Origin of the sequence: Duffyella gerundensis (genome assembly GCF_001517405.1) — a bacterium.
Taxonomy (GTDB): Bacteria; Pseudomonadota; Gammaproteobacteria; order Enterobacterales; family Enterobacteriaceae; genus Duffyella; species Duffyella gerundensis.
On the sequence record NZ_LN907827.1, the window covers coordinates 1,624,716 to 1,637,156 of the forward strand.

General features: G+C 59.0%; 10 protein-coding genes. 6 read left to right on the forward strand and 4 right to left on the reverse strand.

Features of this window, described 5'->3' with window-relative positions; genetic code table 11:
• Positions 1-38: 38 nt before the first annotated feature.
• A complete protein-coding gene (locus tag EM595_RS07530; protein ID WP_082691651.1) occupies positions 39-2,207 on the forward strand; it encodes a heavy metal translocating P-type ATPase in 2,169 nt (722 codons plus the stop codon).
• A gap of 24 nt (positions 2,208-2,231) precedes the next feature.
• On the opposite strand, the gene EM595_RS07535 is transcribed toward EM595_RS07530, so the two are convergent.
• Entirely contained in the window at positions 2,232-2,966 is a 735-nt protein-coding gene (locus EM595_RS07535; protein ID WP_067435260.1) for a flagellar brake protein, read from the reverse strand.
• A gap of 189 nt (positions 2,967-3,155) precedes the next feature.
• Between EM595_RS07535 and EM595_RS07540 the strand changes: the two genes are divergently transcribed.
• The gene (locus EM595_RS07540) at positions 3,156-3,353 is read left to right on the forward strand and encodes an ElaB/YgaM/YqjD family protein (RefSeq protein ID WP_067429830.1); all 198 of its coding nucleotides are present in this window, start codon (positions 3,156-3,158) and stop codon (positions 3,351-3,353) included.
• Between the two features lie 11 nt (positions 3,354-3,364).
• Positions 3,365-3,613: a GlsB/YeaQ/YmgE family stress response membrane protein gene (locus EM595_RS07545; RefSeq protein WP_067429833.1), complete on the forward strand. Its 249-nt coding sequence runs from the start codon at positions 3,365-3,367 to the stop codon at positions 3,611-3,613.
• Positions 3,614-3,675: 62 nt separating this feature from the next.
• Here EM595_RS07545 and EM595_RS07550 read toward each other — a convergent pair whose 3' ends face one another.
• The 3 genes from EM595_RS07550 to treA all read right to left on the reverse strand — a co-directional run bounded on the left by EM595_RS07550 (position 3,676) and on the right by treA (position 9,844).
• Positions 3,676-5,712 carry an FUSC family protein gene (locus EM595_RS07550; RefSeq protein WP_067429836.1) on the reverse strand — a complete coding sequence of 679 codons (2,037 nt, stop codon included), beginning with the start codon at positions 5,710-5,712 and terminating at the stop codon, positions 3,676-3,678.
• Between the two features lie 210 nt (positions 5,713-5,922).
• Complete coding sequence (locus tag EM595_RS07555) at positions 5,923-8,010, reverse strand: TonB-dependent siderophore receptor (RefSeq protein WP_067429839.1); 2,088 nt, start codon at positions 8,008-8,010, stop codon at positions 5,923-5,925.
• Between the two features lie 163 nt (positions 8,011-8,173).
• Positions 8,174-9,844: an alpha,alpha-trehalase TreA gene (gene treA, locus EM595_RS07560; protein WP_067429845.1), complete on the reverse strand. Its 1,671-nt coding sequence runs from the start codon at positions 9,842-9,844 to the stop codon at positions 8,174-8,176.
• Between the two features lie 276 nt (positions 9,845-10,120).
• Here treA and ghrA point away from each other — a divergent pair, with 276 nt between their 5' ends.
• The 3 genes from ghrA to EM595_RS07575 all read left to right on the forward strand — a co-directional run bounded on the left by ghrA (position 10,121) and on the right by EM595_RS07575 (position 12,432).
• Positions 10,121-11,005: a glyoxylate/hydroxypyruvate reductase GhrA gene (gene ghrA / locus EM595_RS07565; protein ID WP_419190150.1), complete on the forward strand. Its 885-nt coding sequence runs from the start codon at positions 10,121-10,123 to the stop codon at positions 11,003-11,005.
• Positions 11,006-11,030: 25 nt separating this feature from the next.
• Positions 11,031-11,768: a phosphatase gene (locus EM595_RS07570; protein WP_067429850.1), complete on the forward strand. Its 738-nt coding sequence runs from the start codon at positions 11,031-11,033 to the stop codon at positions 11,766-11,768.
• Positions 11,769-11,868: 100 nt separating this feature from the next.
• A complete protein-coding gene (locus EM595_RS07575; RefSeq protein ID WP_067429852.1) occupies positions 11,869-12,432 on the forward strand; it encodes a TorD/DmsD family molecular chaperone in 564 nt (187 codons plus the stop codon).
• Positions 12,433-12,441 lie beyond the last annotated feature (9 nt).

Consider the following 12,441-nt stretch of genomic DNA (forward strand, 5'->3'; position numbering starts at 1 on the left):
TTTCTAATGCCACTATAGCAAGCGAACAGGAAAGGATAATGAAGAATTGTTGCAGTAAAACGTCTTCGGGCGCGATTCGCGGCACCATCAATCTTCGGCGTACCGCGTCACCGGTCAGCCCGGATGCGGCAGTCAGTCGCGTGCAGATCACCGACATGTGCTGCCCGGTAGAAGAGCAGATGATTCAGCGTCGGCTGGGCGATATGCCGGGCGTGGAGCAGCTCAGTTTTAACCTGATGCAGCGTGTGCTGACCGTGCGCCATCAGCCCGCGGCGCGGCAGCCCATGCTGGCGGCGCTGCGTGAGCTGGGGTTTGCGCCACGACTGTTGGACGCGGCGCAGCCGACGCCGGTGAGCGCGAAAAAACCGCTGCGCAGCTGGCCGTTGCTGCTGGCGGCGTGTGCGGCCGCGCTGGCAGAGGCCGCCCACTGGTTTGGGCTGCACGAGGGGGTGCAGGCGGCGCTGGCAGCGCTGGCGATTGTTGCCTGTGGCGTGAACACCTGGCGGCGGGGCTGGCTGGCGCTGCGCAACGGCAACCTGAATATCAATGCGCTGATGAGCATTGCGGTCACCGGCGCGCTGTTGATTGGCCAATGGCCGGAAGCCGCCATGGTGATGGTGCTGTTTACGCTGGCTGAACGGCTGGAGGCGAGATCGCAGGATCGGGCGCGTAACGCCGTGGCGGCGCTGATGGATCTGGCGCCGCCGCGTGCGCGTGTCAGGCAGGCTGACGGCAGCTGGCAGACGCTGCCGGTACAGGAAGTGATGCCGGGCAGCACGGTAAATATTCGGCCCGGTGAGCGCATCGCGCTGGATGGCATCATCACGCAGGGCGATTCGGCGATCGATCAGGCCGCAATCACCGGCGAAAGCGTACCGGTGGATAAAGCGCCGGGCGACAAGGTGTTTGCCGGTACGCTTAACAGCACCGGCAGCTTCGATTATCAGGTCACGCATCTGGCCGGGGAGAGCACGCTGGCCAACATTGTGGCGGCAGTGGAGCAGGCGCAGGCCAGCAAGGCGGAGATTCATCATCTGGTGGATCGCTTTGCCCGCATCTATACGCCGGTGGTACTGGCGCTGGCGCTGCTGGTGGCCACGCTACCGGCTATCTGGCTGGGCGACTGGCAGGGTTGGATTTATAAAGCGCTGGTGCTACTGGTGATCGCCTGTCCCTGCGCGCTGGTGATCTCCACGCCGGTTACGCTGATCAGCGGGCTAACCTTAGCGGCGCGGAACGGGATATTAATCAAAGGCGGCATCTGGCTGGAAAGCGGGCGCGCTATCCGCTGGCTGGCGCTGGATAAAACCGGCACGCTAACCCGCGGCCAGCCCGAACTGCGTAGCGTGCAGCCCTGCGCGGAATGGGATGACGCGCAGAGCCTGGCGCTGGCGGCCAGCCTGGCGTCGCACTCCACCCATCCTGTTTCACAGGCGATTGGCCGGGCCAGCACGCCAGCTATGGCGGTCTCCGCGTTTCGCGAACTGCCAGGGCGCGGTATCCAGGGCACGCTGGCAGATCAGACGTGGTGGCTGGGCAATCACCGGCTGATGCAGGCGGTAACGGTGCTGACGCCCGCGATCGAGCAGCAGCGCACGCAGCTGGAAGCGGCAGGGAATACGGTGGTGATGCTGGCGAATGCCGCGCAGGTGGTGGCGCTGTTTGCCGTCGCCGACGGGCTGAAGGCGGGCAGCCGGGAAGCGATCGCCGAACTGCATCAGCTGGGCGTCAAAACGGTGATGCTCAGCGGCGATAATCAGACCACCGTTGCCGCCATCGCCGCCGAGGTGGGTATCGATCGCGCGCTGGGTGAGCAGCTGCCGCAGGATAAGCTCGACGCCGTCGCGGCGCTGACGCAGAGCGGTACCACGGCGATGGTGGGTGATGGCATCAATGATGCGCCTGCGCTGGCGCGCGCCGATATCGGTATTGCCATGGGCGTGATGGGCAGCGATACGGCGCTCGCTACCGCTGACGTGGCGCTGATGGATGACGATCTGCGCAAGCTGCCGCAGTTTATCCGCTGTTCACGCATGACGTGGCGTATCCTGCGGCAAAACATTGCGCTGGCGATCGGGCTGAAGGTGCTGTTTTTGCTGCTGACGCTGATGGGCTGGGGCACGCTGTGGATGGCGGTGTTCGCTGACGTTGGCGCCAGTCTGTTAGTGACCGCTAACGGTCTGCGACTGCTGCGTATGAAGCTGTGAAGCCGGGCAACGCGCCCGGCGGCATCACTGAAAGCGGGTGGCTTTGTCGCGCGCCAGGCGCTCCAGCGCGAAGATCACCTGCTGCAGCTGGCGTTCCTGCACCGGATTGAGTGAATCGAAGCGAAAGCTCAGGCGCGGCGTCACGCGGGTTTCATTCTTTTTGCTCACCGTGCTGCGCTCGCCAACGTGCAGCAGCTGGGCATCCAGCTCAAACTGGCCATATTCGCCCAGCTCAACGCGCATGTTTTTCATGATCTCACCGCCGTTAAGGCCGTCGGGCAGCGGCTCATCCAGCAGCACACCCATGCCGCCCAGCGACAGATCCTGCAGGCGAAAGCGGGCGGGTTTACCATCGGGCCAGCGGGTATGGCACCAGAACACCGGCTCCAGCGGTGCCGAAATGCGAAAATATTCGCGGCGCTGAATTTTCAGCAGCTGTTCCGGCAGCGGGGCGATAAACGCCGGCATGTTTTCCCACTCGCCGACGGTAAACGCCGTCAGCGAAAATTCGATGCGGGCACCCTGCATATCACCGCTGAAGTGGATCTCCGCCACGTCCTGCACCACCTGGTTATCGTAATCGTTGCTGCCGAGGTCAAAAATAAGCTGCTGGTCATCCACATGCAGAATACGGCTGATCAGCTGACCCCGCGCATGCGTCACCATAATCGGCGCACGAAAGCGTTGTAAATCGCGCAAAACGCCCAGAACCGCCAGCGTGCCGCGTTTGATAAACTGTTCATTATCGTTTTCTTTCACTTCCCACTCCATCCCGATAAAGTGCTCTTCCTTTCTCTGTATTGAGTATCGACCTGGCAAAAAAAAACTTTACATATGCGCAGCTTCGGCGCGCGTTGGCGAAAAAGTTATCACTTAAATCACAGAGTTAGGATCTTTGACTATACTGTTTTTTGTAAAGCATATGGACAGCGAAAACAGGAGTATAAAATGTTCAACAAGCGTGACGCGAAGCGTCTGGCAAATGAAGCACAGTCGCGTGGTCAGGATGTTACCGACGACGTGCACAATGAATTGAAAAACGCCGCAGGACAATCCTGCGACTGGGTGAAACAGAATCCGTGGTCTGGCGTTGGCATCGGTGCCGCGTTAGGTCTGGTCGTTGGCATCTTAATCAGCAAAAAGTAAGGAGCAGTACAATGGGTATTCTTTCATGGATTATTTTTGGTCTTATTGCCGGTATTATCGCTAAGTGGATCATGCCGGGTAAAGATGGCGGCGGCTTCATTATCACCGTAGTACTGGGTATTATCGGTGCAGTAGTGGGCGGTTGGATCAGTACGCTGTTTGGTTTTGGTCGCGTTGACGGTTTCAACTTCGGCAGCTTTGTTGTGGCGGTGGTCGGTGCCATCGTGGTGCTGTGGATCTACCGCAAAGTCAGAAGCTAAATCGCGTCTGATCTGAAGAATCTCATCCGGGCTATGCAGCCCGGATTTTTTTTGCCTGTTATTCAGCGCGCTTGCGGAAACAGTGAGGCGCGAATGTTGTACAGATAGAGCAGCGGCATAAACATCGCATGATCGCTGCGCGCGCAGCGCTCCAGCGTCAGCAGCAGCTGGCTCAGCTCATCCAGCAGATCCTGATGCGGCACGGCTGAAAACAGGCGCATACGCCGCTTTAAAAACAGCGCCAGCTCATGGAACATCTGCCCGCTGTCGATGCAATAGCGCTCCAGCACCTCGCGGTGGCGCGCATAATAATCGAAGCAGTTAGCACCCAGCCAGGCTTCCGCAATCAGATCGCCGCCCGCCATCAGTTCCGGATCGGGATCGAGCCGCCTGCGCGGCAGAATAATATTCACCTTATCGAGCATGCGCGCAATGAACTGCTGGCGCGCCAGCAGCGACGAGGCGTTGCGCTCGATCTCCTTGATAAACCGCAGCAGCTCGCGCATGCCTTTACGCACCGCGCGTTTCGCAATCCACGATGGTCGCTTATTGCGGATGATCGCCGTCAGCACCACGGCAAACAAAATGCCGATCAGCGCCGAAAGCGCAGCGTTGAGCGTGGCGGTAAGGTTGGGCACGTAATGGTGGCTCAGGCCGATAAAACCGGGGATCTGAATGGCCACGCTGAGGCCAATCAGATTGGTGGCAGGCCGCGCAATCACCAGTCCCAGCGCAAACAGCCCCGGCACCAGGCAGATCATCAGCGCCTCAAAAGTCACCGCCTGCGGGATCAGCAACGCGATATAAATCACGCTGATCGCCAGCGCAAACAGCACGCCTTTAACAAACAGCTTCATCGGCGTGATCGGTGAATCGATGGCGGCAAAAAAGGAGCTGAGGATCGCCGCCATCATCGGCGCGGTGGCACCATCGCGCCAGCCGCTGGCAATCCAGAACAGGCTGGAAAGCAGGGTAGCGAGAAACGCGGTGGAGCAGGAGAGCAGCAGCAGGCCGTTGTCGATATGCCGGTACGCGCGCGGGTTGCTCACCGGCGCGCTGTCGCTGTCGCTCCACAGATCGCTGCCGCGCTCGCTGACGGTGTGATAGGCCTCCACGATGCGCACCATATTGCTCAGGCGCTCCAGCAATCCGGTCAGCAGCGCGCACTCTTGCAGCGTCAGCGAGCCCGCCCGCCATTGCGTTTCCAGCGCGTGCTGGCTCTCGCTGAGGGTAACGCGCAGGCTGGCGGCGTCCTGATGCGGCTCCTGATTTAACCACAGGATAAATTGCTGAAAGGTCTGCGCGACCGCGGGCGGAAAGGCGATCTGCGCCGCCGCCAGCAGGCTAAGGCGGGTTTCGATGGCGGTCAGCGTGGGCAGCAGATAAGAGAGATGCTGGTACTGCACGCTCACCAGACGAATCAGGCGCTGCGCCGCTTCACCTTCATAAACGCAGTGGGTAATCAGCGTCTCCACGTTGAGTGGATAGCTGGCCATTTGCACCAAAATATCGTCACGCGCCAGCGATTTATCATCAGGCTGCACGGTCAGCAACTCCACGCACAGCGCGCGTGCGGTCTGAAACCAGGTGCTGATATTCTGCGCCAGTAGATGATGCATCGAGACCGGCATAATCAGCCGATGCACCAGCGTGCTGCAAATAATTCCCAGCGTGATCTCCTCAATGCGCGAAATCACCGTATTCACGATCAACCCCGGCGTGGTCACCTCGGGAAAACCCATGATCGCGGCGCTGTAACCGGCCAGCATAAAAACGTAGCTTTTCGGCGTGCGGTCATGCAGCGACAGATAAAGGCAGGCGGTCACCCATAGAGAAACGCACAGGCTGAACAACAGCGGGTGCTGCACGGTTTGCGGATAGATCAGCAGGATAAACAGACCGCCAAGCAGGGTGCCCATCAGCCGGAACACCGATTTCGAAATGGTCGAAGCGGCATAGAGCTGGGAGGTGACGTAAACCGTGGTTAACGCCCAGGCGGGTTTTTCAAAATTCAGAAACAAAGCAACAGATAACGCCAGAAACGCGGCCAGGCAGGTTTTCGCCGAAAACAGCACCGCGTTTTTTGAAATCCACTTCATTAAGAGATCGCAGGGTGAACGCTGAAGGCGCGTATCCTGCCAGAATCGTCCTGTTTTGGCGCGAGGATATGTAAGACAAAGTATTACAAAAATTGGCGGATTTTTTGTTTTTAGTTGCTTACTTTCAATGGGTTATATTTTTTATTCTTCGAAATGCGACTGACGAGGAATAAAAAAACCGGGCGCTGCTGGCCCGGTGTGTTTGGGGCGTCAGAAATCGTAGCCCAGCGTGGCGGTAACCGTCCGTTCAGCGCCCCAGTAGCAGTAACCGGTGCCGTAACAGGCGGCGACATAACGCCGATCGGTGAGATTGTTGGCCGCCAGCTGGAACCAGGCGCCTTTCAGCTGCGGCGTGAAGGCACCCAGATCGGCGCGCACCGAGGCGTCAAACAGCGTGACCGACGGCATGCGCGTGCTGTTTTCATTGTCCGCCCACTGCTTGCCGAGGTAGCGCACGCCAGCACCGGCGCGAATACCGCCAGCGAACTGATAGTGCGCCCACAGCGTCGCCATGGCATCCGGCGTCACGTAAGGCGTGTGGCCGCTGTTGCCATCCACCGCATCTTCAAAGCGCACATGATTCAGCGTCACACCGGCAAGGGTGCTCAACCGTGGCGTCAGCTGATTGCGCGCCTCCAGCTCAAGGCCCCGCGCATGTACCTTGCCCGCTGGCGTATAGGTGGCGGTGATCACATCGCGATTGGCGACATCTTTTTGCATCAGGTCGTACAGCGCGATGGAGTAGAAGTCGTCGCTGCCCGGCGGCTGATATTTCAGGCCCGCTTCCAGCTGCTCAGCGGTGGTGGGTTTCAGCTGCGTGCCATCGGCACCGGTCAGCACCGCCGGGGTAATCGCCTGGCTCCAGCTGACATAAGGCGAGAGGCCGTTATCAAAGGCGTAAAGCAGGGCCGCACGGCCGCTGACGTGATCGTCCTGACGACGCTTGATGCCGCTGTTATCCGCCACGATGCGATCGTAACGGCCGGAAAGGTCAAGGTGCCAGCGATCGTACACCAGCTGATCCTGCAAATAGATCCCGGTTTGGTAGTAGCGGCGCGAGGCGTTGCTCCAGGTGTAATCCGGCACGGCACCGAGCGTTTCGCCGGTCAGCGCATTCAGCGGCGGCGCACTGAGCCCGCCGGTTGCCTTGCTGAGCTGATTGCGGAAACGATGATACTCCGCGCCCAGGGTCAGCGTGTGTGCCAGCGCGCCGGTGGCAAACTCCGCCTGCAGTTGATTATCGATCGCTGCCGCATTAAGCGACGAGCGTTCACCCGAATAGTAGCGGTTAAGCAGCTCAGCGTTATCGGCGTTCCAGCCAATCTGATAGACCTGATCAAGATCGACACTGGAATGGCTGTAGCTGCCCACCGAGCGAAACTGCCAGACATCGTTCAGATGGTGGGTAAACTCGTAGCTGTAAATCTGCTGGTGGCGCTTAAAGCGATCCAGCGAGCTGATGCCCTCATAAAAGCCGCGGCTCAGCCGTTGGCCGTTATGCTCATTGAGCGAGCCATCGGCTGGCACCGAACCGTGATAGCCGCCGGAAGGATCTTTTTGCCAGTACGCCTTCAGCAGCAGCGAGGTCTCTTCATTGGGCTGCCAGAGCAGCTGCGGCGACAGCGCATATTTCTCTTCGCGAGTGTGATCGTATTGCGTATCGCTGTTACGGGTGATGCCGGTCAGGCGAAAAGCCCACTGTTCGTTGATGGCGTTGCCATAGTCAAAGGCGGCGCTGCTGCTGTTCTGGCTGCCGGCGGAGAGACGAAAATGCCCCTGTTCGTTAAAGAGTGGGCGTTTGCTGGTCATGTTCACCAGGCCGCCCGGTACCGTTTGCCCATAGAGCGCAGAAGAGGGGCCTTTGATCACATCGACGCGTTCGAGAAACCAGGGATCGACCTGCATCACATTGAAGCTGCCGCCGTCGCTCATCACCCGCAGGCCATCGAGGAAGGTGTTATCAACGTCACCGCCGTGGAAACCGCGCAGCGAAACCGTATCGTAACGGCTGGCGGCACCAGCGAAATTGGTAAACACACCCGGTGTATAGTTCAGCGCCTGGTTAAGCGTGGCCGCGCCCTGATCTTCGATTTGCTGGCGTGTAACTACGGAAACGGACTGCGCGGTGGTGATCAGCGGGCGATCGCTTTTTGTCGCACCGCGGCTGGTTTTAACGTTGTAGCCGTTGGTCGGCGAATCGGCGGACTGTTCCGGTTCGGCGTTAACCACCAGCGTTTGTGCAGCAAGAGTTAACGGCAGTGTGCACAGCAACAGCAGCGGCTTCAGAGGCGTGTTCATCAGAAAGATCCCTGTTCAGTAAAAGGAATAATGGCAATGCGAATGGCAATGAGAATTATTCACTTTTAGATAAGGATTGCAATCATTGATCTGAAGTTGTAATACCAGGCGGGAGGCGCAGCAGGCAGGGGAAAAGCGTGCGGGCGAACCCGCACGGCAGAAATTACTTCTTCATGTTCTGGGTGACGTCACCGTAGCTGTTACAGGTGACCTCTTTCGGGCAGTACATATCGAGCAGCTTGAGGGTCACGCCGTTGGTCCAGCCAAAGCCGTCCTGCAACGGATATTCACCGCCGCCACCGCCGCCCAGACCTTTGCCCTCAACCACATATTTTTCCACCAGCTTTTGCTGGCGGTCATAGGTGGTTTGCACATTCTTCAGGAAGTGCAGGCCGATATCTTTCGCCAGCGGCTGCTGCTGATAGTTATTCAGCCCTTCCACCGCAACCCATTGCAGCGGCGCCCAGCCGTTTGGCGCATCCCACTGCTGGCCGTTATTCACCGTAGTGGTCGCCAGGCCGCCCTCTTTGACCAGCTGCTTTTTCACCGCGTCGGCGGTGCGCTGCGCCTGCTTGTCACCCGCGGCGCGCAGATAGAGCGGGAACAGCGTAGCGGCGGTCAGCTGCGGACGCAGCGCGCGTTTTTTCCAGTCGTAATCGACGTAATAGCCCTGTTTCTCATCCCACAGCACGCGGTTAATCGCTTTCTGACGTTTTTCCGCCAGGGCGGCAAAGCGCTGACTGTCATCCGGCTTGTTGGCCGCTTTACTGGCACGCGCCAGCGTTTGCTCCAGGTGGAACAGCAGACTGTTGAGATCGACCGGCAAAATGTTGGTGGTGTGAATGGTCGCCAGCTCTTTGGGATTATCCAGCCAGCGTGAACTGAAATCCCAGCCCGAGGCGGCACCGGCGCGCAGATCGCGATAAAGCTCCGCTTTATTCCGCTCCGGCGAGGCGTTTGCCAGCGCAACGTCCTTCATCCAGGATTCCGTCCGCGGCACATCGCGCGCATCCCAGTACCGGTTCAACAGCGTGCCGTCGCTGAGTTTCACCACGCGCTTGCCCGCTTCGCCCGCTTTCAGGCCATCTGCATCGGCCATCCAGTAGTTATACTCTCTCTGTAACTGCGGCAGATACTTGCTGTAAACCTGATCGCCGCCGTGCTGCGCCAGCAGGTCGATCATCAGGCTGAAAAACGGCGGCTGCGATCGGCTGAGATAGTAGCTGCGGTTGCCGTTAGGAATGTGACCATACTTGTCCAGTTCGTAGGCAAAGTTGTCGACCATATCCTGCACGCGATCCCAGTGACCGCTCTCGGCCAGCCCCAGCATGGTGAAATAAGTGTCCCAGTAATAGACCTCGCGGAAGCGGCCGCCTGGCACCACATAGGGTTTTGGCAGCGTCAGCAGCGAATCGTACGGGCCCGCTTTCTCACTGGTGCGCGTCAGCACCGGCCACAGACCGTCGATATGCTGGCGCAGATTCTGACCCGCTGGCGGCGTATATTTTTCAGCGGCCGCGGGCAGGGTAAAGTTGGTTTCGACAAAGTGTTTCAGATCGAAATTGCGCTGATTTTTCTGCATCTGCCAGTCGGCGAGAATCGACGCGGGATCGTATTTCGGCACCGCATCGGCAAAGGTTTTCTGATCCGGGAAGAGTGTCGCCGCCTGCACCGCATGAAACAGCGGCCCTAAACGCATATCTGGCGGCTGCGGGGCGTTATTCAGCATGCGATCGTTGTCCTGCGCCTGCAGCGACAAGCTGGTACCGGCAACCAGGGTAGCGATCAGCATGGTGAGCAGCCATTTTCCGTGACGACGTTGTGCTTGAATCATCTGTTACTCCTTAACGGGATCATCTCTAAGTAATTGAGCATACAAACAACTTTAGACGCAATTCCGGAAATGTCCCGTTGCGTCATAGCGAAGTGTGAGCTGGGAAGGGCTTTTGTCAGCAGGATTTATTCTCTCCGACTGCCGATGTCGGCGGCCTGATTTGATAAGGTAAGGGCTGGCGGGCGCAGTAAACCCATAGTGAGATTGCGAGGAGGCAAGGTGGACGTTCTGTTTTATCACCCTTCATTTGATGCGGATATCTGGCAGCGCGGCGTCATGCAGCGCTTACCCAATGCGCATTTTCGGTGCTGGCAGCCGGGCGATGATGCGCCCGCGGATTACGCACTGGTGCGCTCACCGCCGCTGGAGATGCTGCAGCATCGTGGTGGGCTGAAGGGCGTATTTGCGCTTGGCGCGGGCGTTGACGATATTCTTGGTCAGCTGCGTCAGCACCCAACCCTGCTGCATGAGGAGACGCCGCTGCTGCGCCTGGAAGATACCGGCATGGCGCGGCAGATGCAGGAGTATGCGGTGTACACCGTACTGGGCTGGTTTCGGCGCTTTGATGATTATCAGCTGCAAAAACAGCAGGCGCACTGGCAACGGCTGGAAAACTATCCGCGCGATCGGTTTACCGTGGGCGTACTGGGCGCAGGCGTATTGGGTAGCAGCGTCGCCCGCAGCCTGGCGAGCTGGGGCTTCCCGGTGCGATGCTGGAGCCGTTCACCGAAGCAGATCGACGGCGTGACGCCCTTTTATGGCAACGATCGGCGCGCTGACTTTCTGCGTGACTGCCGGGTGTTGATCAATCTGTTGCCCGATACGCCAGAAACGCAGGGCATTATCGATCATGCGCTGCTCAGCCAGCTGCCCAGCGGCGCGTTTGTACTGAATATGGCGCGCGGCACGCATCTGGTGGAAGCCGATCTGCTACAGGCGCTGGAGAGCGGGCAGATCAAGGGCGCGGCGCTGGATGTTTTCGCCACCGAACCGTTGCCGTCAGACAGCCCGCTATGGCGTCATCCGCGTGTCGCGATCACGCCGCATAATGCCGCTATTACGCTGCCGGATGAGGCGCTGGATTTCATCTGCACCGCCATCACGGCGCTGGAAAACGGCGAGACGCCGGCAGGCATCGTCGATCGTTCGCGCGGTTACTAACTTTTAATTCTGACAAGGAAATATTATGTATCCTGTTGATCTGCATATGCATACCGTTGCCAGCACCCACGCTTACAGCACGCTGCACGATTACGTTTTTCATGCCAAACAGAACGGCATCAAGCTGTTTGCCATCACCGATCACGGCCCGGATATGGCCGACGCGCCGCACTACTGGCACTTTATCAACATGAAAATCTGGCCGCGGGTGATCGACGGCGTCGGCGTGCTGCGCGGTATTGAGGCCAACATTAAAAATACGCAGGGAGACATTGACTGCACCGGCCCGATGCTCGACGTGATGGATCTGATTGTGGCGGGCTTTCACGAGCCGGTATTTCCACCCGCCGATAAAGCCACTCATACCGAGGCGATGATCGCCGCCATGGCCAGCGGCCAGGTGCATATCATCAGTCATCCGGGCAACCCGAAGTTCCCGGTGGATATTCCGGCGATTGCCGAAGCCGCCGCCCGCTACGACGTGGCGCTGGAGATCAATAACTCCTCTTTTACCACCTCGCGCGTCGGCAGCGAGCCCAACTGCCGCGCGGTGGCCGCCGCGGTTCGTGATGCGGGCGGGCGTTTAGCCTTTGGTTCTGACTCGCACACCGCTTTCACGCTTGGCGATTTCGAGCACTGCCTGCGCATCACCAAAGAGGTCGGCTTCCCGGAAGATCGCATCCTCAACGTTACGCCGCGCCGCCTGCTCGATTTCCTTGAACAGCGCAGCGGCAAGACGATTGCGGAGTTCGCTGATTTTTAAGCCTTAGCGAGAGTAGATTTTCCGGGCGATCGCGTGTTAAATGGCGCGCTGTCGCGCCCGTTGTGGCAGCCCGCCTGTTTATCTCTTAAGGAATCGCTGTATGAATGAGTTTTCCGTTATCTGTCGCGTGCTCGGCTCGCTGTTCAATCGCCAGCCCCAGGATCCGCTGTTGGTACCGCTGTTTGCCCTGCTGAAAGAAGGCAAACTCAAGGAGCAGTGGCCGCTGGAGCAGGATGAGCTGCTGACGCGTTTGCAGGATAACAGCGATCCCCAGGCGCTGGCCGCTGACTACAATGCGCTGTTTGTGGGCAGCGAATGCAGCGTGCCGCCGTATGCATCACAGTGGGAGCAGGGCGCAACTGAGGCGGATATTCGTGCCTTCCTCAGCGAGCGCGGCATGCCGCTGACCGACGCGCCAGCCGATCATTTCGGCGTGCTGCTGCTGGCGGCCTCATGGCTGGAAGATCAGTCTGAAGAGGATGAATCGGCGGCGCAGCTGGCGCTGTTCAACGACTATCTGCTGCCGTGGTGTGGCGCGTTTCTGGGCAAAGTAGAAGCGCATGCCACGACGCCGTTTTACCGCACGCTGGCCGCGTTGAGCCGCGAAGCGATTCAGGCGATGTACGATGAGTTGAACGAAGAGTCAGCGCCGCAGGCTGAGTAACGGATAACC